This window comes from Actinomycetota bacterium, assembly GCA_036280995.1.
Taxonomy (GTDB): domain Bacteria; phylum Actinomycetota; class CALGFH01; order CALGFH01; family CALGFH01; genus CALGFH01.
In genome coordinates this window covers 1-22,377 of record DASUPQ010000104.1, presented here as the reverse complement: position 1 = coordinate 22,377, position 22,377 = coordinate 1, and the positions used below count along the sequence as shown (strand labels likewise).

Sequence of the window (22,377 nt, the reverse complement as noted above, 5' to 3'; positions counted from 1 at the left end):
GACCTGCTCGGCTTCCTGGTGCCCCGCTGGGCCTGCACCTTCCTGCGCTGCTGCCTGGAGGCGGGCTACCGGGTCGACTTCGAGCAGAGCGCGGTCGAGGCCGGCGATGGCCGCCGGGTGCGGGTGCGCACCTACCCGCTGGGGGTGGACGGCGAGGCCCTGCGCGAGCGGGCCGACCAGGCCGACGCCCGCGCCCAGGAGCGGGTGGTGACCGACCTGGCCAGGGGGCGCAGCCTGATCGTCCGGGTCGACCGCATGGAGCTGTCCAAGAACATCCTGCGCGGGCTGGAGGGCTTTGGCATGTTCCTGGAGCGGAACCCCAGAGCCCGGGGGCGGGTGGTCCACTACGCCCTCACCTATCCCTCCCGGCGCGACCTGCCCGAGTACCAGGCGTACACGGCCGAGGTGAAGCACATGGCCGACTCCATCAACGAGCGCTACCGGACCCGGACCTGGGAGCCGGTGGTGCTGGACCTGCGCGACAACTACCCGCGGGCCCTGGCCGCCATGGCCGCCGCCGACGTGCTGGTCGTCAACCCGGTGTGGGACGGCATGAACCTGGTCGCCAAGGAGGGCCCGGCGATCAGCCGCCGCGACCTGGTCCTGGTCCTGTCCCGCAACGCCGGCGCCGCCGACGACCTCGGCCCGGGCGCCCTGCTGGTCAACCCCTTCGACACCGCCGAGCTGGCCGAGACCATCGCCGCCGCCCTCGAGCTCTCCCCCGACGAGCGGGCCAAGCGCGCCGCCCTCCTCCGCGACGGGGCCACCGCCCTGCCCCCCCAGGACTGGTTTCTTTCCCAGAGGGATGACCTTGCGGCTCTCCGGCAACCCTGACCAGCCGCGGTCCCTGATCCAGTGGGGGGAGCTCGCTCCCTGGCCGGCGTGGCCGGCTGGAGCCGGAGCCACCTCATCCGGGCCTTCCGCGCCGCCACCGGCCTGGTCCGGGCCGAGGTCAGACTCCCGGGTAGTCCTTGCCGATGACCACGTGCAGGGCGACCCGGCGCGACAGGTTGGTCGGGGCCGGCTCGACCACCGAGAAGGCCGGGAAGCGGTCCTTGAACGCCTCGGCGTCGGCCCGGTGGCCGCCCGTGTAGTAGATGCGGGAGACCGAGTAGCTGCCGAGGGCGGTCCTGGCCGCGACCACGTCGTACCCGGCCGTGCGCACCTGGCCGGCCACCCGGTGGGCCAGGCCGGTGACCCAGACGCCGTTGAGCACCTGCACGGTGACCCCGGCGGCCGGGCGCAGGGTCGGCTCGGTGGCCCGCCTGGTGGTCGGCGGGACGGTGGTCGTCGGCGCCCGGGTGGTGGTCGTGGGCGCGGCCGTCGTCGTGGTTCGCGCAGCACTGGTGTCCGGCTGCTGGGCGGTGGACGCCGGTGGGGCCGCGGCCGTTCGGCCGCGGGTCCCGCCGGGCGCTGACGACATCCGGTCGACGATCGTGAACACGGCCAGGAACGCCACCAAGACCAACGCCGCCCGGGCCGTCGGACCGGGTTTCACGGGAACCCCCTCCTAGGAGCCTCCGCTCGGATGTGGGCTGAGCCTACGCCCGGAGCGCCGGCGGCGGCGGGAGGCGCGCTGACGCTGGAGCCGCTTGACCAGCATCGGGTCGTAGGCGATGGCCGCCGGGTCGTCCAGAAGGCGGCTCAGCAACTGATAGTAGGCGGTCGGCCCGACACCGAACTGGCGCCGGATCGCCTCCTCCTTGGCCCCGGCGTGCCGCCACCAATGGCGCTCGAAGGCGAGGACGGCCCGCTCCCGCTCCCCGAGCGGCTCGGTGGCCACCGGGTCCGGCGCCTGTGCCACAGGTCTTGGGGGGCCTGCGGGGGGCGAAGCCCCCGGCAATCGTGCGTAGTTCTCCACGTCCTCATCCCCGCAGTTCTCCGGAGGCAGGGACCGGGCTGCGTCCCAGGACCGGCGGCATCGGACACGCAAGATCTTGTACTGGGCCGAACCATAAGCGCTACATCTTGCGGGGGCAAGCCAGACCCGGGAATGGCGGCCCGAATGACCAGAGGATTTGGCGGATCCGCAGAAGCGCGCTACAGTCCGGCCCGTTTGGTCACGGAATGATCACCGGACGGACACGATTCACCGTGAACGGCTCCCCCGGCCCCCACCGGAGGAGAGGGCGCCCCCCACGAACCAGCGCCCGACAGGTGTCCGGCCACTGGAGGCGGGAGGAAAGGAGGACGGGCTCTTGCCGCCGTTGGGCGCACGACGGACCCCCCACCGTCGCTGGCCGCGCCGCGCTGCCCGCAGCGTGCTGGTCGCGGCCATGCTGCTGCCCCTGACGGTGCTGTCGAACGGACCGGCCACGACGGCACAGGCAGCCCCGACCTCCTCCGCCCGCCTCGAGGATCAGCTCGACAAGCTGAACCGCGAGGCCGATCAGCTCGTCGAGCAGTACAACCAGAGCAAGGAGGCCCTGGCGCGGACCCGCGGGTCCCTCCAGGCCCTCCGCGCTCAGGCCACCGGGGCCGAGGACGACCTGCGCAAGCTCCAGGCGATCCTGGGCGCCAGGGCGTCGGCCGCCTACGTCCAGGGCGCCGGCAGCGCCGTGGCCGCCGTGCTCGGCTCCGACGACCCGGCCGCCGCCATCGCCCGCGTCCAGGTGCTCGACCTGCTGGCCGCCCACGACGGCGACCTCATGGACCAGCTCGGGGTGGCCGGCAAGGCCTACGAGGAGCGCCGGCGTGACCTGGTCGCGGCCGAGAAGACCCAGGCCGCCGAGGTCGAGCGCCGCGAGGCCAAGAAGGCCGAGGTGCTGGCGGCCGTCGACAGGACCGAGGCCCTGCTGGCCCGGATGCGCGCCGCCGACAGCCCCGCCGTCCCCAGCCGCCCGTCGACCCCGGTCGCGCCCCCGCCGTCCGGTGGCGGCGCCGCCCCCAGCGGGGCGGCCGCGGCGGCCGTGGCCTACGCCAGGGCCCAGGTCGGCAAGCCCTACTGCTACGGCGGGTCGGGTCCCGGCTGCTTCGACTGCTCCGGGCTGACGTTGATGGCCTGGCGTCAGGGCGGCGTCTCGCTCCCCCACTCCAGCGCCTCCCAGTACAACGTCGGCCGGCGCATCTCGGCCAGCGAGCTCCGGCCCGGCGACCTGATCTTCTACTACAGCCCCATCTCGCACGTGTCCATCTACATCGGCGGCGGTCAGCGCATCTCGGCCACCCACACCGGCGACTACGTGCGCGTCCAGTCCCTTGGCAGCAGCATCGTCGGCTACGTCCGGCCCACCGGATAGACCCCGCACCGCGCCTCCCGCGCGCAGTTCCCCCATACAGAAGGCCCGCCGACCGTGGCGGGCCTTCTGTATGGTCGTCCGATGCGAGATCAGCTGAGAGCCTGGCTCCCGCGGATCGCGATGGTCGCCGTCCTGGCCGGGGCGGCGGCGGCCTGCGGGGGATCGGACGGCGAGGGCCCGGCCGAGCCGCAGACCACCGCCGGTGGAGGCGTGACCACCACCATCGCCCCCACCACCTCGGACACGGAGACCACCGGCACGGTGGTCCCGCCGCCGACCGAGCTCCCGACCTCGACCACCTAGGCCGGGCCCGGGCTAGGACCCGGCCGGGACCGAGATGCCGATGCCGCCCTTGGTGTCGGGGCCGTAGCGGTCCTTCTCCCGGGCCAGGTCGAGGGGGCCGATGCGCCTGCGGGCGGCCAGGGCCTGGTCGTCCAGCAGGTCGGCCGGGACCACCCAGGCGACCTCGAACTCGAGGCCGTCGGGGTCCTTGGCGTACAGGCTCTTGGTGGTGCCGTGGTCGGAGGCGCCGACCAGGGCGCCGGCCTCGGCCAGGCGACCGGCCAGCCGCTCCAGCTCGGCCAGGGTGTCGACCTCCCAGGCCAGGTGGTACAGGCCGACGGTGCGCCGCCCGGCCTCGGAGGGGCCGGCGGCGGCCCCGATCTGGAACAGGCCCAGGTCGTGGTCGTTGGTCGAGCCGGGGGCCTGGACGAAGGCCGCCCCGGGCATGGACATGACGGCCTCGAAGCCGAGCACGTCGCGGTAGAAGCCGACGCTGCGCTCCAGGTCGCGCACATACAGCACGGCGTGGTTCAGCCGGAAGATGGGCATGGGTCGGTCCTCCGATCGTCGCACCTTGGAACGCCCCTGGGGCATCGACGTCGCAGCTGGCCATGCTTGCAGCTTTGGCAGGCCCTCCGCATGCGCGTCGGGCATGCCCGAGGGGCGTTCCAGAGCCACTCTACGTATCGTTGCCCCATGCCGCCGCAGCAGCGCCCAGCCGCCCGGGAGCGGGCCGTGGACCCGGCCCGGTCGCGGGTCAGCGGGACCTCGGTCGGGATGTTCGCCCTCGTGGGCGTCATCTGGCTGCTGTCGCTGGTCGTGGTGGCCCTGCCCGCCTACGGGGCGGCCGTCCCGGCCGGCTGGCCCCGGGTGACGGTCGTGATCGTGGCCTGCGCCGCCTGGACGGCCAGTGCCGCCCTCATCCTGATCCGGCCGGTGGAGGCCGGGCTGGCCCGGCTGCTGTACCGGAGCCTGCGGCGGCCGCGGGCGGCCGAGCTGGCCCGGATCACCCCGGCCCTCGAGCGGGTGTGCCGCCGGGCCGGGACCGACCCGCGCCGCTACCTGCTCCGGGTCGAGGAGAAGCGGCAGGTCAACGCGTTCGCCCTCGGCGGCCACGTGCTGGCCGTGACCCGGGTCGCCCTCGAGCTGCCCGACGACATGCTGGAGGCGGTGCTGGCCCACGAGGTCGGCCACCACCGCCACCTCCATCCCCTGGCGATCATCCTCGGCTGGTGGTACCTGCTGCCGTTCGAGGCTGGCGACCGGCTGCTGCGGGCCATCCGCCGGATCACCAGGTGGCTGTCCCGGGCCTTCGGGCGGCTGAACGACCGGATCGGCGGGCTGGCCGGCGGCCGGGCCCCCGACGGCGCCCTCGGCATGCTCGCCCTGCTGCTCGTCCTTGGCGTGCTGGTCCTGGTGGGTGGCGTCCTGGTGGTCGCCCTGGGGCTGCTCTGGCTGCCGCTGAGCCTGCTCGTCCGCGTGGCCAAGGTGCTGTCGGCGGCGCTGTCGCGGGCCGGCGAGCACGCCGCCGACCGGCACGCGGCCGAGCTCGGCTACGGCCCCGGCCTGGTCCAGGTGCTGTTCCTGTTCCAGCAGGCCGAGTTCGCCGCCCCCCGGCCCCGCGGCATGGCCTCCCTGCTCCGCACCCATCCCTCCTCCCAGGCCCGCATCGACGCCATCCGCCGGACCGTCCATCCCTCCTGAACGTACGATCGGGTTGCGTCATCGAGTGTCAGCGATATATCGTTAGATCGCTGCACGAACTCAGGAGGTGATGCAGCATGCGAAGACGACACCTCATGCACGGGCACGGCCCCCACGAGGACTGGCTCGGGCACCACGGCGCGTTCGGGCCGTTCGGGCCCCCCGGCCCACCAGGGCCGTGGCGGGGCCGCGGGCGCGGCCGGCGCGGCCGCGGCGACGTCCGGGCCGCGATCCTGGCCCTGCTGGCCGAGCGGCCGATGCACGGCTACGAGATGATCCAGGAGCTGGAGGCCCGCACCGGCGGCGTCTGGCGACCGAGCCCTGGGTCGGTCTACCCCACCCTCCAGCTGCTGGAGGACGAGGGCCTGATCGCCGGTGAGGAGGGCGAGGGCCGCCGCCGGTTCGCGCTCACCGACACCGGCCGGGCCGAGGCGGAGCGCCAGGACCAGCGGGCGCCCTGGGAGCAGGTCACCGCCGGGGTGCCCCCGGGGACCTGGAGCCTGCGCGACGCCATCGCCCAGGTGGCGCAGGCCAGCTGGAGCGTGGGCAGCGCCGGCACCGAGGCCCAGCAGGCCAAGGCGCTGGAGATCCTGCACGACGCCCGCCGCCGCCTCTACGCCATCCTGGCCGAGGGCGACCAGCCCGAGCCCGGGGCGCGGGAGGCCTAGCGGACCCGGACGGTGACCGCGATGCCGCGGTGGTCGCTGGCCGTGCCGGTGGTGGCCACGAAGCCGGTGGCGGCCAGGTCGCCCGAGAGCCAGATGTAGTCGATGCGGCGGTCGGGCCGGTCGGCCGGCCAGGTGAGCGCGTCGGCCGGCCCGCCGCCGCCGGCGGTGAACCCGTCGCGCAGGCCGGCCGCCCGCAGCAGCGCGGCCTCGGCCGAGCCGGGCTCGGCGTTGAAGTCCCCCATCAGGACGGTCGCCGGCCGCCCGGCCGCCAGCTCCAGCACCCGCGGGAGCTGGGCCAGCCGGACCCGGGCGCCGTCCGGCCCCTCGACGTGGTGGAGGTGGGTGACCACCACCCGGAGGCGCCGCCCGCCCCCGAGGTCGAGCTCGACCCGGAGGGCGTTGCGGCGCAGCGGGACGCCTTCGCGGGGCAGCCGCACCACCTCGCCGGCCACGATCGGGAAGCGGCTGAGCACGGCGTTGCCCCAGACCGCGTCCGAGGCGCCCGCGAACCGCGCATACGGCATGCGCAGCCGCCGCTGCAGCCAGGCCAGCATGTCGGTGGCGCCGTTCACGTACCACCCGCGGGAGACCTCCTGGAGCCCCACCACCTCGGCCCCGCTGGCCTCGATGGCCCTGGCCACCCCCTCCAGGTCGCTCCAGCCCGACACGTCGAAGCCGAAGTGCAGGTTGTAGGACATCACCCGCACCGGCCGGCCCACGCCCGGCCCCGGCGCGGCCGCCACCGGGCCGGGCGCCGCCACCCAGGACAGCAGCGGGACCACCAGCAGCGCCACCCCGATCCCGACCGGGATCAGGTCGCGCCACGAGGGCCGCGCCGCGGCCGCCTGGTCCCGCAGCCCGCCACCCCCCATGGCCAGGACGGCGGCCAGCCCGGCCAGGGCGGCCGCCAGCGCCGGGAGCAACCCGTTGCCGGCCGGCAGGACCACGTCGTAGGCGGCGTAGTAGGCGAACACCAGGAGCACGAACAGCCCCATGCCGGCCACCCAGGCGGCCGCCACCGCCCCCAGCCCGGCCGCCCGCCCCGGCGCCGGCTCGGTGGCCCGGCGGACGATGATCACCAGCAGGACGGCCGTGGCCGCCTGGCCGAGGACGCCGGCGGCGGCCGTGGCCGTCTCCCCCAGGCCGACGGCCACGGCCAGCCCGGCGAGGGCGGTCCCGGCGACCGGCCAGCGGACCTCCCGGGCCAGGGCGGTCGCCGTCCCGGCGGCCAGGGCGGCCAGGTTGCCCACCATGACCAGCAGGAACGCCTGGGCCGGGGAGCGGCCGCCGAGCACCGCCTGCCAGCCCAGGTTCTGCCAGACCAGGGCGTGCGGGAACAACGCCGGCCCGATCCCGGCCAGCGGCACCACGGCCGCCAGCCGCCGGCCCCGCTCGCCCGATCCGGGCCCCAGTGGCGGGTCCGGCAGCGACGCCAGCGCCCCAAGGGCGGCCCCGGCCAGCGCGACGGCCACGGCCACCGTCCAGGGCGTGATCGACCAGGCGTAGCCCCAGCCGCCGCCCAGGCCGGCCAGGGCCGTGTCGGCGGCCAGCCCGACCAGCAGGGCCAGCCCGAACCCGCGCCCGTCCCGAACGAGCCACAGCGGCACGAACCACAGGAACAGGACCACCCCCAGCGGGGCCAGCAACCAGCGGGCGAACGCGTCCGGGACCAGCTGGACGACCAGCCGGACCAGGGCGACCCCGGCCGCGCCGACCACCAGGGCCCTTCCCCGGCCGAGCAGCCGTGCGGCCGGGGCGGCAAGGAACCCGAGCCCGACGACCACGAAGGCGAACAGGGCCAGGCTGATCAGGGGCGCGCCCAGCCGGTCGCGGTAGACGCTGACCACCGTCGTCACCATCAGCCGCAGCAGCTGCAGGCCGGCCAGCACGGTGAGGGCGGGAAGGGCCAGCTCGGCCACGGCCGAGGGCACGCGCCCCCGCGACCGTGGACGCGACCGGGCTGGAATGGTCGTCACCGAGATAGCGTCCCACAGCGGAAAGGAGCGTTCCTTCATGCGTATTAGCGTTCCTTCATGCGTATTTCCGTACGTCGGGCCGCCGCCGTCGCCGGTCTCCTGGCGCTGGCCGCGGTGACCGCCCTCGGGGGCGCCGCCACGGCCGCGCCCAGCAAGGCCAAGAGCCCGTCGCGGGCCATGGCCGACGCGGCCCACGGGGCCTCCGGTGGCGGCGAGCTGAAGGTCGTCGCCGAAGGGCTCGACAACCCGCGCGGGATCGGCTTCGGTCCCGACGGCGCCCTGTACGTGGCCGAGTCCGGCTCCGGCGGGGCCGGGCCCTGCGTCGAGGGCCCCGAGGGCGGGGAGGCCTGCTTCGGCCGCACCGGCGCCGTGACCAGGATCACCAAGCGCGGCCAGCACCGGGTGCTGACCGGTCTGCCCTCGCTCGCCGAGGAGGGCGGCGTCGCCGCCTCCGGCCCGGTCGACCTCGGGTTCTCCGGCCGGACCGGCTACCTGCTGGTCGGCAACCCGGGCGGCGGCACCGAGACCCGCGAGCAGTTCGGCCCGGCGGGCCGCCGCTTCGGCAAGCTGCTCAAGGTCAACCTGCACGGCATCCGCGCCGTCGCCGACTTCCCGCGCTTCGAGGAGAACAACAACCCCGACGAGGGTGGCGGGGCGCTGCCCGGCGAGGAGATCGACAGCAACCCCAACGGGCTGCTGGTCCGCCACCGCTCCCAGCTGGTGACCGACGCCGGCGGCAACGACCTGCTCAAGGTCGACCACAAGGGCCGCATCAGCGTGGTCGCGGTGTTCCCGCCGCGGGTCGTCCCGGCCCCGCCGGGGATCCCGGACCTGCCGCCCGAGATCCCCATGCAGGCCGTGCCGACCTCGGTCGTCAAGGGCCCGGACGGCGCCTACTACGTCGGTCAGCTCACCGGCTTCCCGTTCCCGCCGGGCGGGGCCAACGTGTTCCGGGTCGTCCCGGGCAAGGCCCCCAAGGTCTACTCCGGCGGCTTCACCAACATCATCGACATCGCCTTCGACAAGAAGGGCCGCCTGTACGTGCTCGAGATCGCCACCAACGGGCTGCTCAACACCCCCGAGGGCGAGCTCCCCGTCGGCCCTACATCACCAACAACAGCATCCTCTCGGATGCCGGGCAGGTCGTGAAGGTCGCCATCTAGCGACCCGGCAGCAGCGGGCCCGGGCGGCACATCCGCCCGGGCCCGTCCCGTTCCCGCCCGGGTGGCCGCGCCTACGGCTGCTCGCCGTCGGCCTCCTGCGCCTCCCGGACCTCGTCGGCGGTCAGGGGGTCGGTCGCCTCCTGGACCTCGACCACCGGCTCGCCCTCGACCTGGTCAGGAACCTGCGCCTCCTGCTCGGACATGGGTGCCTCCTTGTTCGGGGGCCTCCGTACTACCCCGGAGCGAGGAGACCAATCAGCCGGGTGGGTATCGTGTCCGGGTGCTGGCCCGATGGCGCTGTATCTGCTGCTGGGCGAGACGATCGAGCGGGAGGCCAGGGGGCATCGTGCCCGGACGCTGACGGTCGACGGCTCCCGCGCGAGTGCGGCGACCCGGCCTGCGACGCGAGCGTCCTCATCCGGCTGCGCGAGCTGTCGTCGGGGCCCGTCCTGGCGCCGGGCCACCGCTGAGGGCCACGGCCTACCAGAGCACCGAGATGTGCACGTGGTCGTCGTGGCGCAGGGTCGGGTTGCAGTTGCAGGGGTCGGAAGGGTGGCGGTAGCCGTGCCAGCCCCGGCCCCGGGTCCAGATGCGGCCGTTGAAGATCACGTACTTGACGTCCAGCGCGTAGGCGTTGCCGGCGGCCCAGCTGGCGATCCGCCACCCCAGGGAACGGTTGGACCAGGTCATCACGTCGAGCGCCCGGCCGCGGGGGTGGTCGCTGCCCGGCACCGACCCGTACGGCCGCCAGCCGCCGATCGAGTGGACGTCGAAGGTCCTGACCACCAGCCCGTACAGCCGCTTGGCGGTCGGGGTGAGATAGTTGTAGCTGCTCGTGTTGGGCCCGCCGAGGTGCCCGCCGTCGCTGTCGCTGGAGAGGACGGTCGGGCCCGAGGACGCCGCCCGCTGCCGGGCCAGGCGGGCCAGCCGGGCCTTGCGGGCCCGCTCGGCGGCGCGCCGGCGCGCCGCCTCCTCGGCCTTGATCTTGCGGATCAGCCGGCCCGACCTGGCCCGCAGCGAGCCCTGGCGCGCCTGGAGCGAGTCGATCTTGGCCTCAAGGACCTGCTGGGCGGCGGCCCGGGCGGCCCGGATCGCCTCCAGCTCGGCCGCGCGGGCGCGCATCCGCGCCTCCTCCTCGGCGGCCTGCTCCTCGGCCGCGACGGCCCGGCGCCGGGCCGCGTCGGCCGCCACCTTGGCGTCGACCAGCGCCTGGAGCTCGTTGTTGGCCGCCTTGGCCACGTTGTCGAGCAGCTTGGAGCGGTCGAGCAGGTCGCCGACGCTGTCGGCGTCGACGACCAGGGTGAGCATGGCCGAGGCGCCGCTGTTGACGTAGGTCGCGTAGGCCCGCCGGTCGATCACCGCCTGCTGGGCCTCGACCTCCAGCTTGGCCCGGGCGGCCTCGAGGGCGGCCTGCTTCCGCCGGGCCTGGGCGGCCCGGAACCGGCGCTCGGCCTCGGCCAGGGCGACCTGGGCCGCGGCCACGTCCCGGTCGGCCTGTTCGAGGGCGGCGGCGACCTCGGAGGCATCCGCCTTGGCGTTCTCCAGGACCTTGCGGATCCGTTCCAGGTTGCGCTGGACCTGGGAGAGCTCGGCCCGGTCCTGGGGGCCGGCGCTGGCCGGCGCCGCCAGCAGGGGCGCGGCCAGGGCGGCGACGAGCACGAGGGTGAGGGATCGCCGCGGGGCGGCGGCAGAGCGGGCAGCCGACAGCAAGGCGGCCTCCGTGGGGAAGGAGACGGAAGGCACGTCGAACGGCGGGGGACGCTACCGCAAGTTCGCCCACAGGTGTGGGACGTTGACGAAATTCAGCAGACGCCCGAATGTGGCGGTCGAGTTGAGTGCCGTCGGTGTCGTCGAGCTCCTGGCCGTGGTCGCCGGGCTGGCGCTGGTGCTCGTCACCGCCGCCGACGCCGTCAGCACCCTGGTCACGACCCGGCGCCGGCGCGGCCGGGGCTGGCCGACCCAGGTCTTCTACCGGCGGACCTGGCGCGCCTGGGTCGCGTTGGGGCAGCGGGTCGAGCCGGAGCTGCGCGAGGGGTTCCTGGCCGTCTACGGGCCGTTGTCGCTGCTCGGCCTGCTCGTGACCTGGGTGGTGCTGCTCGTCATGGGCTGGGGCGCGGTGTGGTGGGGGCTGCGCTCGGCCGTCACCGGTGTCGACGGCTACCTCGACGCCGTCTACTTCGCCGGCGTCGGGTTCTTCACCGTCGGCTTCGGCGACCTCGTGCCCACCGGTGGCCTGGCCCGCCTGCTGGTCCTGCTGGAGGCGTTCATGGGGCTGGTCACCATGGCCCTGGTCATCGGCTACCTGCCCACCCTGTACGGCGCCTACAGCCGCCGGGAGGTCCAGCTCCTCTCCCTGGACGACATGTCGGACGAGGCCACCACGCCGATCGGGTTCCTGGAGGCCTGCTACGCCAGCGGCGGCGGCCAGGCGGTGGCGGCGGCGTTCACCGATTGGGAGCGGTGGTGCGACGAGGTGTTCGACAGCCACACCGCCTACCCGATGCTGGCCCTGTTCCGCTCCCGGCAGCCGGGCCAGAACTGGCTGACGGCGCTCGGGGTGGTGCTCGACGCCGCCACCATCTGCCTGGCCGCGGTCGACAGCCCCCGGGTCGGGCCGGCGGCGCGGCTGTGGCGGCGGTCGTCGAGGCTGCTGCAGAGCCTCCAGGGGATGGCCTCGGCCCGGCTCCGGCTGGCCGAGCCGGACGGCGCGGCCACCGAGGAGGCGCCGTTCCGGGAGGCCTACGAGCGCCTGCGCGGGCTCGGGGTGCCGCTTCATCCCTACGAGCGGGCCTGGGCGGAGTTCCGCCGGCTGCGGGAGGCGTATGCCCCCGGGCTGCTGACGGCGACCAGGCTGCTGCTGGTGCCGCTGGAGTTCCGGCACCAGACGGCCCGGCTGGACATCACCCGCTCAGGCTGACCGCCGGGGCGTCCAGCGGGTCGCCGGCCAGTTCGGCGCGGCGGTACCAGGCGGCCAGGGCGTCGCGGTAGGCGATGCTGGCCTGGGCCGGGTCCAGCTCCGGGTAGCGGGTCTCCCGGTCGGCCTCGGACAGCCCGCCCCAGGTGCCGTACGGCTCCCGCCAGGCGAGCGCGTAGGCGGCGCAGACCTCGGCCACGTCGCAGGTGGCGCAGATCGCCTTGGCGGCGCTCTCGCGGCGCCGTTTGCGGGAGCCACGCTCGCCCTCGGGCGAGTAGAACAACGCGGGCCCGGCCGTCCGGCAGGCGCCCCTGACCTGCCAGGACCAGAACTCGTTGCGGCTGGCGGGCCAGCTGGACGAGAAGGCGGAAGTCACGCCTGGGAGCCTGACGGGTGCCGCCCGGCCGCGCATCACCCGGGTCGGGTGAAATCAGGCGGCCGCGCGGGTGACTGACTCGGTGCCCTCGTCCCAGCGCCAGCGGGCCTCCTGCCCGTGGAGGTGGACGCCTCCGACCCAGCGGTCGATGCCGTTGAGGGCCACGTGGTCGGCCTCGCCCCGCAGCACCCGCCCACCGGCCGCGGTGAGGCGCAGGCGGGTGGCGGCGGCCACCTCCCCGGCCGGCGGGTCGAGCTCGACCAGCGGCACCCGGCCCCCGGCCAGCCGGGCCAGGATCCGGAAGCAGAACAGGTCGGCCAGGAACGGCCGTGCCTCCCGCTCCCCCAGCCGGGCGAACACCGCCCCGGCGCTCGGCTCGCTCCCGTCGTGCATGGCGGCCAGGAGGCGCCGCTCGGTCAGGGAGAGGCCATCGCGGGTCGAGGGGTACTCGCGGCCGAGCCGGTCGAAGGCCTCGCCGAGGAAGCGCAGCTCGGGCGAGCGGCTGGCCGCGATCGCGGCCAGCCCGCCGGGGTCGGCCGCCCGCAGCGCCGCCCAGGCGGCGGCGCCCAGGTCGAGGGCCCCGTCGGTCAGCGCGGCGGCGGTCTCCAGCAGGCCGGGGAACTGGCCGGGCTCGAGCTCGCCCAGCCCGCCGAAGTGGGCGATGCCGGGGTACTCGCCGATGCAGACCAGCCTGACCCGGTCCGGCGGCACCCCGGTGTCGCGGAGCATGGCCAGGATCTGGGCGAGCTGGAGCTGGTCGTACAGGTCGGCCTCGAACCAGAGCAGGTACCCGCCGTCGCGGCCGGCGGCCAGGGCGCGGTCGCGGTCCTCGAACCGGCGCCGCACCGCCTCGGCGTCGACGCCGTCCGCCCCGGCGAGGAACTCGGCCCGGACCCGGCGCAGCCCGGCGTCGTCGAGCCCGGCCGGGACCGGCCCCTCGTGCAGGACGTCGGCCCAGGCCAGCGCGTCCGCAGCCAGCCCGGCGCGGCGCAGGTGGTCGGCGACGATGTCGCCGTTGGTCACGTGCAGCGGGGTCATGCTCGCCTCCGGCGTCCGGCCGACGGCCGGGATTGTACGCACCACCCCGGACAGGAGGCCGTCCGGGGACAATGGAGGAGGGACACCGTCGGCAGGGGGAGCGGGCAGCATGCGGGCAGGCCGGTCGCGCAGACGGGTGGTCCTGGTCGTCGCCGAGCTGGCGCCCGCCCGCTGATGGAGCCGGCCGGCCAGGTCGAGGCGTGCGGCCGGGCCGCCGCCGGGCTGCTGCGGCGCCTGCTCGGCGACGAGCTGGTGGCCGCCTACCTGATCGGGTCGGGGGCCCTTGGCGGGGTCGCGGCCCAGAGCGACGTCGACGTCGTGGCCGTCTGCGCCACCGACCCGCCGGACGAGCGCCGCCAGGCCGTGGCCGCCGGCCTGGGCGAGCTGGCCATGACCTGGCCGCTGCGGGGCCTGGAGCTCGTGCTCTACGCCCGGGCCGCGGTCGCCACCCCGGCCCGGCGGCCACGGTTCGCGGTCAACCTCAACGCCGGGCCCCGCATGCCCTTCCACGTCTCGTTCGACCCGGCGGACGAGCCCGCCCACTGGTTCCTGCTCGACCTGGCCATCCTCCGGGCCCATGGCCGCACCCTGACCGGCCCCCCGCCCGCCGAGCTGGTCGGCCCCATCCCCCGCCGCTGGCAGCTGGAGGCGGTCCGCGAATCCCTGGCCTGGCACCAGGCCAACGAGCCGGCCCTGGAGCAGTCGGTCCTCAACGCCTGCCGCGGCTGGCGCTACGCCACAGAGGACGTCTGGTCCTCCAAGCAGGAGGCCGCCGCCTGGGCCCTGACCCGCGCCAGCGACCCGGCGACCGTCACCACCGCCCTGGCCATCCGCCACGGCGACCCCTCCCACCCCCTCGACCCCGCCCGCGTCCGCGCCTTCCAGCATCAGGTCCTGGAGGCGGTGGAGCGGGCGCGGTCCCGCTGCGGCCCGGCCGGCCGTTAGACTCCCCGGGCATGGAGCCACGCATGTACGGCGAGCTCGCCGGGTGGTGGCCGCTGCTGTCGGCGCCGTCCGAGTACGCCGAGGAGGCCGAGGTCTACCGGCGGCTGCTGGTCGAGGCGGCCGACCGGCCACCGGTGACCGTGCTCGAGCTGGGCTCGGGCGGCGGCAACAACGCCGCCCACCTCAAGGCCCACTTCCAGCTCACCCTGGTCGACCTGTCTCCGGCCATGCTCGAGGTCAGCCGCAAGGAGAACCCCGGGTGCGAGCACGTCCAGGGGGACATGCGGACCATCCGGCTGGGCCGCACCTTCGACGCCGTGTTCGTCCACGACGCCGTCATGTACATGACCTCGGAGGAGGACCTGCGGCAGGCGATCGAGACGGCGTTCGTCCACTGCCGGCCGGGCGGGGCCGCCCTGCTCGCCCCCGACCAGCTGCGGGAGACCTTCCGCACCGGCACCGACTGGGGCGGCCACGACGGCCACGGCCGCGCCGTCCGGTTCCTGGAGTGGACCTGGGACCCCGACCCGCTCGACACCACCTACACCGTCGACTACGCCTACCTGCTGCGCGAGGCCGACGGCTCGGTCAGGGTCGAGCACGACCGCCACGTCGAGGGGCTGTTCCCCCGGGCCACCTGGCTGCGCCTGCTGTCCGAGGCCGGCTTCCAGGCCCGGGCGGTCCCGGTGGAGCACTCGGAACTGGAGCCAGGCAGCTACGAGCTGTTCGTGGCCACCCGGCCGCACCCCGCCTAGGCCGGGACGGCCACGGGGGCGTCCCAGTCGATGTGGTGGTCGTAGATCCAGGCCATCGACCGCTCGGTGACGAGCAGCTTGAACACCAGGGGCAGGGACAGGTCCCGGAGCACGCGGCCGACCCGGCCGGGGGTCTTGGCGCTGCCCGTGCGGGCCCCCTGGGCGACGATGCGCTCGACCCGCCGACGGCGCAGGCCCTCGTAGGCGGCCAGCGCCTCGGGGACGGTCGGCCGGTCGCGCAGGCTCTTGGCGAGCACGACCGCGTCCTCGGCGGCCATGGAGGCGCCCTGGCCCGAGGTGGGCGAGGGGGCGTGGGCGGCATCGCCGACGATCACCATGGGACCCCGATGCCAGGTCGGCACCTTGGGCAGGTCGTGGGTGCTGTCGCCGGCCAGCTCGAGGCGGCCGTCGGCGATCAGGCCGGCGGCCGGGCCGCGGTCGCCGGCGAACAGCTCCACCAGCTGGCGCCGCCACTGGTCGGGACTGGTGGCCGCCCGCTCGGCCGGGCTCACCGCCGGACGGGGGACGTTGGCGAACCAGACCGTCCCGCCGCCGGGGTCGGCGACATAGCCGAAGAACGCCCGCCGGCCGAAGATCATGTGCCAGCTGCCCGGCTCGGCCACGCCGCTGCTGCCCGGGGTGTAGCCACCGAAGTTGACCAGGCCGACGTAGCGGCCGTCGGGAGCGGCGGGGTCGATCAGCTTGCGGGTCACCGAGTGGACGCCGTCGGCGCCGACCAGCAGGTCCCCGGTGGCCCGGGTGCCGTCGTCGAAGGTGACGGCCACGCCGCCGCCCGCCGTGGCCTCGGCCCCGGCCAGCCGGCGGCCGTACTCGATGCGGACGCCGCGGCCGGCCGCCTGGTCGTGCAGCGCCCGGTACAGGCGGGCCCGCTTGACGGTGTGGCTCACGGTCCCGTCGGCCAGCCGCCCGCCGTTGCTGACGGTCCCCAGCCGCCGCCCGCCGCCGCTGAGGAGCACGTTGGTCGGGGTCGGGAAGCCCGCGGCGAGCACCGGCCCGTCGGCGTCGATGGCCCGCAGGGCGTCCAGGCCGTTGGTGGCGACGGTGAGGTAGGACCCGGCCTCGTCGCCGCCGGGGACGTGGGCCTCGTAGACGACGGCGTCGATGCCGGCGCGCTGCAGCGCCATCGCCGTGACTGGGCCGGCGATGCCGCCGCCGGCGATCAGGACCTTGCGCATGTCCCCGCTCCCTCGTGCAGATATTTAGTTTGGACAAACGAAATATACGCTACACTGTGGAGTATGACAAGACCCCTCGACCGGCGGGCGGAGCTGCTCGAGCGGCTGGCCCTGGCCGGCCGGGCCTCCAGCGCGGCCACGGTGATGTTCCACACCGCCGTCGCGGCCCGGCAGGGCCTCAGCGCCACCGAGGAGAAGGCGCTGGACCTGCTGGAGCGCTCCGGGCCGCTCACCGCGGGTGAGCTGGCCCGGCGCTCGGGGCTGGCCCCGGCGTCGGTGACCGGGCTGGTCGACCGCCTGGAGCGCAAGGGCTTCGCCCGGCGCGTCCCCAACCCCGGCGACGGCCGCAGCGTCCTGGTCGAGGTCGACAGCGAGCGCGTCTACGCCACCGTCGCCCCCCTGTTCGCCGACTGGGTGGGGTCGCTGTACGAGCTGTACGCCGGCTACACCGACGAGCAGCTCGAGGTGATCCTCCACTTCCTCACCGAGGCCGCCCGCCGTCAGCAGGAGGCGACGGCGCGGCTCACCGCCGACCAGGATCCATGAGGCGCCCCACCACCGTTGGGGTGCTGGTGCTGGCGGCGGCGGTCGGGTTCCTGCTGTCGCTGTACGGGCCGTCCATCCCCGAGCTTCGGGCGGCCTACGGGGTGGGCGGCGGCGGGTCGGCGCTGGTGCTCAGCCTCCACTTCGCCGGGGCCATGACCGGGATCGGCTGGTGGGGGCTGGAGCGGCGCCTGGCTCCCCGGACCTGGCTGGTGGTCGCCGCCGTCCTGGCGGCCGGCGGGGCGGTCGGGATCGCCTTCGCCCCCGCCTGGCCGGTGGTGCTGGCGGCGGCGTTCGGGCTCGGGGTCGGCTTCGGGGTGGTGGTGGTCGAGATCAACGTGCTGTTCGCCGAGGCCTTCGGCGAGCGGACCACGGCCATGCTCAACCTGCTCGGCGCCTGCTTCGGGGCCGGTGCGATCCTCGGGCCGCTGGCCGTCGCCGCCAGCGGCGGGTACCGGCTGCCGTTCTGCGTCGGCGCCGGCGCGGCCCTGGCCGCCCTGGCCCTGGCCGGCGACCTGCCGAGGACGGCCCGGCCGCCCGCCCCCGCCGGGGACCGGCCGCCGTTCGCGGTGGTCTGGGGGTTCGTCGCCCTGTGCGCCCTGTACGTCGGGGTGGAGAGCGGGATCGGCGGCTGGGAGACGACCAGCCTGCGGGCCGGCGGCGCCGGCCAGGCGGTCGCGGCCAGCTGGACGGCCGGCTACTGGGCGGCCATCACCACCGGCCGGCTGCTGGCCATCCCCCTGGCCCTGCGGGTGCCCGCGCCCGTGCTGGCCGCCGGGTCACTGCTGCTGGCCGCGGCCGGGTTGGGCCTGGCCCACGTCCCCGCGCTCGCCCCGGTCGCCTACACCCTGGCCGGCCTGGCCCTCGGGCCGGTGTTCCCCACCGCGCTGGCCTGGCTGGCCCAGGCGGCGCCGGGGGCCCGGGGGGCGACGGCCATCGTGTTCGCCGCCGCCAACCTCGGCGGGGTGGTGCTGCCGGTCATGATCGGCCGCCTGGTCGACCTGAGCTCGCCCGCGGTCATCCCGACCGCCGTGCTGGTGGTGACGCTCGCCTGCCTGGGCGCGGCCCTGCTGCTGCGCCGCCTGGCCGGCCCCGGTGGCGTGACCGCCGGCCGGGGCCGCGGGCTCAGGACGGCCGGCGGTCGCGGGCCATGGTCCGGTAGACGTTGATCAGGGCTTCCTTCTGGTCGTCGGAGAGGATCGGGTCGGTGCGGATGGCCACCTCGACCGAGGATCTGGGGGCCTCGCCCTCCCCGCCGCCGCCCTCGAGCAGCCCGGCCTGGACCAGCAGGGTCTCGGCGGACATGTTGAGGGCCTGGGCGATCGACTTGAGGACCCGGACCGACGGCTGGTGGAGCCCCCGCTCGAGCTGGCTCAGGTAGGGGTTGGAGACCTCGGTCATCTCGGCCAGCTCCCGCAGCGACAGGTCGGCCAGCTTGCGCTGGGTCCTGATGAAGGAACCGAGGGCCTCCATCTGCGACTTCCAGGGGTCGTTCATGGTCCCAGAAGCGTAGCACTTGACAAACCATGGGTATGCAAACTATAGTTTGCGCAGCATCAGAGAAGACACACCGGAAAGGAACGTGTGCATGGCCACCACCACCAAGACCGCCACCGACGACCTGCAGGGCCAGGTCCTCGACACCATCCGCAAGGGCCAGGAGGCCGTCGTCGACGGGCTGCGCAGCTGGACCGAGGCGGCCGAGCAGTTCGTGCCCAAGACCGCCGCCTGGCCGGGCGCCGACCGCTACCCCTCCCCCGCCGAGCTCATCGACACCACCTACGACTTCGCCTTCGAGCTGCTCAAGGCGCAGCGCGACTTCTTCCACAAGGCGATCGCGGTGACCACCCCGCTCTACGAGAAGCTCGAGGAGCAGGGCACCAAGGCCGCCAAGAGCGTCAAGAGCTGACCGGTCCCCCAGCGGATCCCCCGGCGAGACGAGGCCCCAGACCAGGGGCCTCGTCCTGCTCTGGATGCAGTTGACGTAGTACGCACCTGCTCGTCATAGTGACCGCGGGATGGACCGACAGGACGGCGAACGCGTCGCCGAGCGCGCGGCCGAGGCCCTTGGCCCCGAGGCCGGCCTCGTCGCCAGCCTCGACCCGGTCTCGCTCGCCAAGGCGATGGCCGAGGTGGGGGCCGGACTGGCCCGTCATCCCTTCGGCGGGGCGCTGGCCGGCCTCCGGTACGCGACCGGCATGGCCGCCGCCGGCGCCGTCAGCCTCGCCCGGGCCCTCGGGGGCCAGACCAGCCCGCCGATCCCGGCGCCGGCCAGGGACCGCCGCTTCGCCGACGCGGCCTGGGAGGGCAACCCGCTGTTCTTCGCCCTCCAGCAGAGCTACCTGCTGACGGCCAGGCTGGCCAAGGAGCTGGTGACCGCGGCCGAGCTGGAGCCGCGCTGGCGGGCCAAGGCCGACCTGGCCGCCCAGCTGCTGATCGACGCCATGGCCCCCACGAACTTCCTGCCCACCAACCCGGCCGCCCTCAAGCGGGCCTTCGACACCGGCGGCCTGAGCGCCGTCCGCGGGCTCAACCACTTCCTGGACGACCTCGTCAGCAACAACGGCAAGCCGCGCCAGGTCGACGCCCGGCCCTTCACCCTTGGCGAGAACCTGGCCGCCACCAAGGGCAAGGTGGTGTTCCGCAACGCCCTGATGGAGCTGATCCAGTACCAGCCCACGACCCGGACCACCTACGAGACGCCGATCCTGTGCAGCCCGCCCTGGATCAACAAGTACTACGTGATGGACCTGTCCCCGGGCCGCAGCTTCATCCAGTGGGCGGTCGACCACGGCCACACCGTGTTCGCGATCAGCTACCGGAACCCCGACCAGACCATGCACGGGGTGAAGCTGGACGACTACCTGCTCCAGGGACCGGTCACCGCCCTCGACGTCGTCCGCGACATCACCGGCGCACCCCAGGCCAACGTGGTCGGGCTGTGCCTCGGGGGCACCCTGACCACCATGCTGATCGCCTACCTGGACGCCATCGGCGACCAGCGGGTCCGCTCGGCCACCCTGCTCAACACCCTGATCGACTTCTCCAAGCCCGGGGTGCTGGGGTCCTTCACCGACCGCGAGACGGTCGAGCGCCTCGAGGCCAAGATGGCCCGCCAGGGCTACCTGGAGGGCCGCGAGATGGCCCTGACCTTCGACCTGCTGCGGGCCAACGACCTCATCTGGAACTACGTGGCCAGCAACTGGCTCATGGGCGAGGATCCGCCGGCCTTCGACATCCTGGCCTGGAACGCCGACTCGACCCGCATGCCCGCGGCCATGCACTCGTTCTACCTGCGCACCTGCTACCTGGACAACCAGCTGGCCCGGGGCGAGATGGAGCTGGCCGGGGTCCGGCTGCACCTGGACGCGGTGACCCAGGACCTGTACCTGGTCGGGGCGGCCAACGACCACATCACCCCGTGGAAGTCGTCGTACAGCACCACCCAGCTGGTCAAGGGCGACACCCGGTTCGTGCTCAGCTCCTCGGGCCACATCGCCGGGATCGTCAACCCGCCCAACCCCAAGGCGCGCCACTGGACCAACGACGACACCCCGCCCGACCCCGACGTGTGGCTGGCCGGGGCGACCGAGCACGCCGGCTCCTGGTGGGACGACTGGGTCCCCTGGGCCAAGGCCCACGGCGGCCAGCGCCGCAAGCCCCCGCCCATGGGCAACGCCAAGCACCCCCCCATCGCCGACGCCCCCGGCAGCTACATCCACGAGAAGTAGCCGCGCTAGGCCGCCCGGTGGCGCTGGACGAACCAGCGGCCGCAGCCGGGGGCCGCGCAGCGCCCCAGCCGGTCCCGTCCGGGGCCGCCCACCAGCGAGACCGTTGCCGACGGGCGGGTGGCCGGAGGCCCGGCGGCCTTCACCGCGGTCGGCCGCCTTCACCGCGGCCGGCGGCCTTCACCCTGGCCCGCCGATGCCGGGTCCCCCGGTGGGGGAGGCTACCCCACCGGGGGAACGAGGCGTCCGGGGCTGTCCACAGCCCCCACGCTCACCGCATGCGGCTGGCGTCATGCGGCCCGTTCGAAGATGGCGGCGATGCCCTGGCCGCCGCCGATGCACATGGTGACCAGGGCGCGGCGGCCGCCGATGCGCTCCAGCTCGTACAGGGCCTTGACGGTGAGGATGCAGCCGGTGGCCCCGATGGGGTGGCCGAGGGAGACGCCCGAGCCGTTGGGGTTGGTGCGGTCCTCGGGGAGGCTGAGGTCGCGGACCACGGCCAGCGCCTGGGCCGCGAAGGCCTCGTTGAGCTCGAACACGTCGATGTCATCGACCTTGAGGTTGGCCTTCTCCAGCACCATCCGGACCGCCGGCACCGGACCGATGCCCATGTACTTGGGCTCGACCCCGGCGTGGGCGTAGGCGACCAGCCGGCCCATCGGCGCCAGGCCCTTGCGCTCGGCCCAGCCGGCGTCGGCCAGGACCACCGCGGCGGCGGCGTCGTTGATCCCGGCGGCGTTGCCGGCGGTCACCGACCCGCTCTTGTCGAACACCGGGCGCAGCTTGGCCATGCCCTCCATCGAGGCGTCGGCCCGGATGTGCTCGTCGGTGTCGAAGGTGCTGGTGCCCTTGCGGCTCTTGAGCTCGATGGGGAGGATCTGGTCCTTGAAGTGGCCCTCGGCGGTGGCCTTGGCCGCCCGCTGGTGGGACTGCACGGCCAGCGCGTCCTGGTCCTCGCGGGAGATGCCCCACTTGCCGGCCACGTTCTCGGCCGGGACCCCCATGTGGCAGTCGTCGAAGGGGTCGGTCAGGGCCCCGACCATCATGTCCGAGGCGCTGGTCTCGCCCATGCGGGCGCCCCAGCGCATCGCCGGCATCCCGTACAGCCCGCGGCTCATCGACTCGGCCCCGCCGGCCAGGGCCACCTCGGTGTCGCCGAGCAGGACCAGCTGGGCGGCCGAGACGATCGCCTGCAGCCCCGACCCGCACAGCCGGTTGAGGGTGAAGGCCGGCGTCTCGACCGGGAGGCCGCCGTTCACCGCGGCCACCCTGGACAGGTACATGTCGCGGGTCTCGGTGTGGATGACGTTGCCGAACACCACGTGTCCGACGTCGGCCGGCTCGGCCCCGGACCGGCTCACCGCCTCGCGGACCACCGCCGCCCCCAGGTCGGCCGGCGGCATGTCCTTCAGGCTCCCCCCGTACTTCCCGACGGCCGTGCGGACCCCGGAGAGGACGACGACCTCACGCTCTGCAGCCATGTGCTTACTCCTTAGCCTTGCTAGCCTTGCTCGGTTCCCTACATGTACAGCCCGCCGTTGACGTCGAAGATCTCCCCGGTGATGTACCCCGACTCGGGGTCGGCCAGGAACTCGACCACCCGGGCAACCTCGTCCGGCTCGCCCAGGCGACCCACCGGGATCTGACCGATCACCCGCTGGAGGGCCTCCTCGGGCATGGCCGAGACCATCTCGGTGGCGATGAACCCCGGCGCGACCGAGTTGACCGTGATCCCCTTGCGCGCCGTCTCCAGGGCCAGGCTGTTGGTCAGCCCGAACAGGCCCGACTTGGCGGCGGCGTAGTTGGCCTGGCCGATGTTGCCCTTCTCCCCGATCACCGAGCTGATGTTG

General features: G+C 74.5%; 25 protein-coding genes. 13 read left to right on the top strand and 12 right to left on the bottom strand.

Features of this window, described 5'->3' with window-relative positions; genetic code table 11:
- Positions 1-834 (top strand): trehalose-6-phosphate synthase (locus VF468_03135; protein HEX5877307.1); only part of this gene is annotated, 834 nt, incomplete at its 5' end.
- 118 nt (positions 835-952) lie between these two features.
- Here the strand turns inward: VF468_03135 and VF468_03130 are convergent.
- Both VF468_03130 and VF468_03125 read right to left on the bottom strand, forming a co-directional pair.
- The gene (locus VF468_03130; protein ID HEX5877306.1) at positions 953-1,498 is read right to left on the bottom strand and encodes a LytR C-terminal domain-containing protein; all 546 of its coding nucleotides are present in this window, start codon (positions 1,496-1,498) and stop codon (positions 953-955) included.
- 12 nt (positions 1,499-1,510) lie between these two features.
- Complete coding sequence (locus VF468_03125) at positions 1,511-1,804, bottom strand: DUF3263 domain-containing protein (protein ID HEX5877305.1); 294 nt, start codon at positions 1,802-1,804, stop codon at positions 1,511-1,513.
- A 457-nt stretch (positions 1,805-2,261) separates the two neighbouring features.
- Here VF468_03125 and VF468_03120 point away from each other — a divergent pair, with 457 nt between their 5' ends.
- Both VF468_03120 and VF468_03115 read left to right on the top strand, forming a co-directional pair.
- A complete protein-coding gene (locus VF468_03120; GenBank protein ID HEX5877304.1) occupies positions 2,262-3,239 on the top strand; it encodes an NlpC/P60 family protein in 978 nt (325 codons plus the stop codon).
- 81 nt (positions 3,240-3,320) lie between these two features.
- Positions 3,321-3,542: a hypothetical protein gene (locus VF468_03115; protein HEX5877303.1), complete on the top strand. Its 222-nt coding sequence runs from the start codon at positions 3,321-3,323 to the stop codon at positions 3,540-3,542.
- A 12-nt stretch (positions 3,543-3,554) separates the two neighbouring features.
- On the opposite strand, the gene VF468_03110 is transcribed toward VF468_03115, so the two are convergent.
- On the bottom strand, positions 3,555-4,070 hold the full coding sequence (locus VF468_03110) for a VOC family protein (protein ID HEX5877302.1): 516 nt from the start codon (positions 4,068-4,070) through the stop codon (positions 3,555-3,557).
- A gap of 147 nt (positions 4,071-4,217) precedes the next feature.
- On the opposite strand from VF468_03110, the gene VF468_03105 reads away from it, so the two are divergent.
- Together VF468_03105 and VF468_03100 are read left to right on the top strand one after the other, a co-directional pair.
- Entirely contained in the window at positions 4,218-5,225 is a 1,008-nt protein-coding gene (locus VF468_03105; protein HEX5877301.1) for a M48 family metalloprotease, read from the top strand.
- A gap of 77 nt (positions 5,226-5,302) precedes the next feature.
- Positions 5,303-5,893, top strand: a complete 591-nt coding sequence (locus VF468_03100) for a PadR family transcriptional regulator (protein ID HEX5877300.1) — start codon at positions 5,303-5,305, stop codon at positions 5,891-5,893.
- Here VF468_03100 and VF468_03095 read toward each other — a convergent pair.
- Positions 5,890-7,869, bottom strand: a complete 1,980-nt coding sequence (locus VF468_03095) for an endonuclease/exonuclease/phosphatase family protein (GenBank protein HEX5877299.1) — start codon at positions 7,867-7,869, stop codon at positions 5,890-5,892. The genes VF468_03100 and VF468_03095 overlap by 4 nt on opposite strands.
- A gap of 57 nt (positions 7,870-7,926) precedes the next feature.
- Between VF468_03095 and VF468_03090 the strand changes: the two genes are divergently transcribed.
- Positions 7,927-9,018 (top strand): ScyD/ScyE family protein, encoded by a 1,092-nt coding sequence (locus VF468_03090; protein ID HEX5877298.1) that lies wholly within the window; start codon positions 7,927-7,929, stop codon positions 9,016-9,018.
- An 85-nt stretch (positions 9,019-9,103) separates the two neighbouring features.
- Here the strand turns inward: VF468_03090 and VF468_03085 are convergent, their stop codons facing one another.
- Both VF468_03085 and VF468_03080 read right to left on the bottom strand, forming a co-directional pair.
- Positions 9,104-9,235 (bottom strand): hypothetical protein, encoded by a 132-nt coding sequence (locus tag VF468_03085; protein ID HEX5877297.1) that lies wholly within the window; start codon positions 9,233-9,235, stop codon positions 9,104-9,106.
- Positions 9,236-9,512: 277 nt separating this feature from the next.
- Positions 9,513-10,742, bottom strand: a complete 1,230-nt coding sequence (locus VF468_03080) for a hypothetical protein (protein HEX5877296.1) — start codon at positions 10,740-10,742, stop codon at positions 9,513-9,515.
- A 121-nt stretch (positions 10,743-10,863) separates the two neighbouring features.
- On the opposite strand from VF468_03080, the gene VF468_03075 reads away from it, so the two are divergent.
- The gene (locus VF468_03075) at positions 10,864-11,949 is read left to right on the top strand and encodes a potassium channel family protein (GenBank protein ID HEX5877295.1); all 1,086 of its coding nucleotides are present in this window, start codon (positions 10,864-10,866) and stop codon (positions 11,947-11,949) included.
- Here VF468_03075 and VF468_03070 read toward each other — a convergent pair.
- Both VF468_03070 and VF468_03065 read right to left on the bottom strand, forming a co-directional pair.
- Positions 11,933-12,322: a WhiB family transcriptional regulator gene (locus tag VF468_03070; GenBank protein ID HEX5877294.1), complete on the bottom strand. Its 390-nt coding sequence runs from the start codon at positions 12,320-12,322 to the stop codon at positions 11,933-11,935. The two genes, VF468_03075 and VF468_03070, sit on opposite strands and share 17 nt — an antisense overlap.
- 54 nt (positions 12,323-12,376) lie before the next feature.
- Positions 12,377-13,360, bottom strand: coding sequence for a DUF1835 domain-containing protein (locus VF468_03065; GenBank protein ID HEX5877293.1), 984 nt, complete (start codon positions 13,358-13,360; stop codon positions 12,377-12,379).
- Between the two features lie 174 nt (positions 13,361-13,534).
- Between VF468_03065 and VF468_03060 the strand changes: the two genes are divergently transcribed.
- Both VF468_03060 and VF468_03055 read left to right on the top strand, forming a co-directional pair.
- The gene (locus VF468_03060) at positions 13,535-14,305 is read left to right on the top strand and encodes an aminoglycoside adenylyltransferase domain-containing protein (GenBank protein ID HEX5877292.1); all 771 of its coding nucleotides are present in this window, start codon (positions 13,535-13,537) and stop codon (positions 14,303-14,305) included.
- Between the two features lie 11 nt (positions 14,306-14,316).
- Positions 14,317-15,060 carry a class I SAM-dependent methyltransferase gene (locus VF468_03055; GenBank protein ID HEX5877291.1) on the top strand — a complete coding sequence of 248 codons (744 nt, stop codon included), beginning with the start codon at positions 14,317-14,319 and terminating at the stop codon, positions 15,058-15,060.
- Here the strand turns inward: VF468_03055 and VF468_03050 are convergent.
- A complete protein-coding gene (locus VF468_03050) occupies positions 15,057-16,256 on the bottom strand; it encodes an FAD-dependent monooxygenase (protein ID HEX5877290.1) in 1,200 nt (399 codons plus the stop codon). The two genes, VF468_03055 and VF468_03050, sit on opposite strands and share 4 nt — an antisense overlap.
- Positions 16,257-16,319: 63 nt before the next feature.
- On the opposite strand from VF468_03050, the gene VF468_03045 reads away from it, so the two are divergent.
- Together VF468_03045 and VF468_03040 are read left to right on the top strand one after the other, a co-directional pair.
- A complete protein-coding gene (locus VF468_03045) occupies positions 16,320-16,802 on the top strand; it encodes a MarR family transcriptional regulator (GenBank protein HEX5877289.1) in 483 nt (160 codons plus the stop codon).
- Positions 16,799-17,968 (top strand): MFS transporter, encoded by a 1,170-nt coding sequence (locus VF468_03040; protein HEX5877288.1) that lies wholly within the window; start codon positions 16,799-16,801, stop codon positions 17,966-17,968. The genes VF468_03045 and VF468_03040 overlap by 4 nt, the downstream gene beginning before the upstream one ends.
- Here VF468_03040 and VF468_03035 read toward each other — a convergent pair.
- Entirely contained in the window at positions 17,925-18,296 is a 372-nt protein-coding gene (locus VF468_03035; GenBank protein HEX5877287.1) for a helix-turn-helix transcriptional regulator, read from the bottom strand. The genes VF468_03040 and VF468_03035 overlap by 44 nt on opposite strands.
- A 91-nt stretch (positions 18,297-18,387) precedes the next feature.
- Here VF468_03035 and VF468_03030 point away from each other — a divergent pair, with 91 nt between their 5' ends.
- Positions 18,388-18,708, top strand: coding sequence for a hypothetical protein (locus VF468_03030; protein HEX5877286.1), 321 nt, complete (start codon positions 18,388-18,390; stop codon positions 18,706-18,708).
- A gap of 109 nt (positions 18,709-18,817) precedes the next feature.
- Positions 18,818-20,530, top strand: a complete 1,713-nt coding sequence (gene phaC, locus VF468_03025) for a class I poly(R)-hydroxyalkanoic acid synthase (protein HEX5877285.1) — start codon at positions 18,818-18,820, stop codon at positions 20,528-20,530.
- 287 nt (positions 20,531-20,817) lie between these two features.
- Here phaC and VF468_03020 read toward each other — a convergent pair whose 3' ends face one another.
- Complete coding sequence (locus tag VF468_03020; GenBank protein HEX5877284.1) at positions 20,818-22,008, bottom strand: acetyl-CoA C-acyltransferase family protein; 1,191 nt, start codon at positions 22,006-22,008, stop codon at positions 20,818-20,820.
- Between the two features lie 38 nt (positions 22,009-22,046).
- A partial coding sequence (locus VF468_03015) for an SDR family oxidoreductase (protein HEX5877283.1) occupies positions 22,047-22,377 on the bottom strand: 331 nt, incomplete at its 5' end.

Bases quoted from the DNA above. Each gene is read 5' to 3' on its own strand.
- VF468_03110 (HEX5877302.1), bottom strand. From the start codon at position 4,070: ATGCCCATCTTCCGGCTGAACCACGCCGTGCTGTATGTGCGCGACCTG.
- VF468_03115 (HEX5877303.1), top strand. From the start codon at position 3,321: ATGCGAGATCAGCTGAGAGCCTGGCTCCCGCGGATCGCGATGGTCGCC.
- VF468_03090 (HEX5877298.1), top strand. From the start codon at position 7,927: ATGCGTATTTCCGTACGTCGGGCCGCCGCCGTCGCCGGTCTCCTGGCG.
- phaC (HEX5877285.1), top strand. From the start codon at position 18,818: ATGGACCGACAGGACGGCGAACGCGTCGCCGAGCGCGCGGCCGAGGCC.
- VF468_03030 (HEX5877286.1), top strand. From the start codon at position 18,388: ATGGCCACCACCACCAAGACCGCCACCGACGACCTGCAGGGCCAGGTC.
- VF468_03055 (HEX5877291.1), top strand. From the start codon at position 14,317: ATGGAGCCACGCATGTACGGCGAGCTCGCCGGGTGGTGGCCGCTGCTG.
- VF468_03045 (HEX5877289.1), top strand. From the start codon at position 16,320: ATGACAAGACCCCTCGACCGGCGGGCGGAGCTGCTCGAGCGGCTGGCC.
- VF468_03085 (HEX5877297.1), bottom strand. From the start codon at position 9,235: ATGTCCGAGCAGGAGGCGCAGGTTCCTGACCAGGTCGAGGGCGAGCCG.
- VF468_03065 (HEX5877293.1), bottom strand. From the start codon at position 13,360: ATGACCCCGCTGCACGTGACCAACGGCGACATCGTCGCCGACCACCTG.
- VF468_03035 (HEX5877287.1), bottom strand. From the start codon at position 18,296: ATGAACGACCCCTGGAAGTCGCAGATGGAGGCCCTCGGTTCCTTCATC.
- VF468_03040 (HEX5877288.1), top strand. From the start codon at position 16,799: ATGAGGCGCCCCACCACCGTTGGGGTGCTGGTGCTGGCGGCGGCGGTC.
- VF468_03100 (HEX5877300.1), top strand. From the start codon at position 5,303: ATGCGAAGACGACACCTCATGCACGGGCACGGCCCCCACGAGGACTGG.
- VF468_03105 (HEX5877301.1), top strand. From the start codon at position 4,218: ATGCCGCCGCAGCAGCGCCCAGCCGCCCGGGAGCGGGCCGTGGACCCG.
- VF468_03050 (HEX5877290.1), bottom strand. From the start codon at position 16,256: ATGCGCAAGGTCCTGATCGCCGGCGGCGGCATCGCCGGCCCAGTCACG.
- VF468_03060 (HEX5877292.1), top strand. From the start codon at position 13,535: ATGGAGCCGGCCGGCCAGGTCGAGGCGTGCGGCCGGGCCGCCGCCGGG.
- VF468_03020 (HEX5877284.1), bottom strand. From the start codon at position 22,008: ATGGCTGCAGAGCGTGAGGTCGTCGTCCTCTCCGGGGTCCGCACGGCC.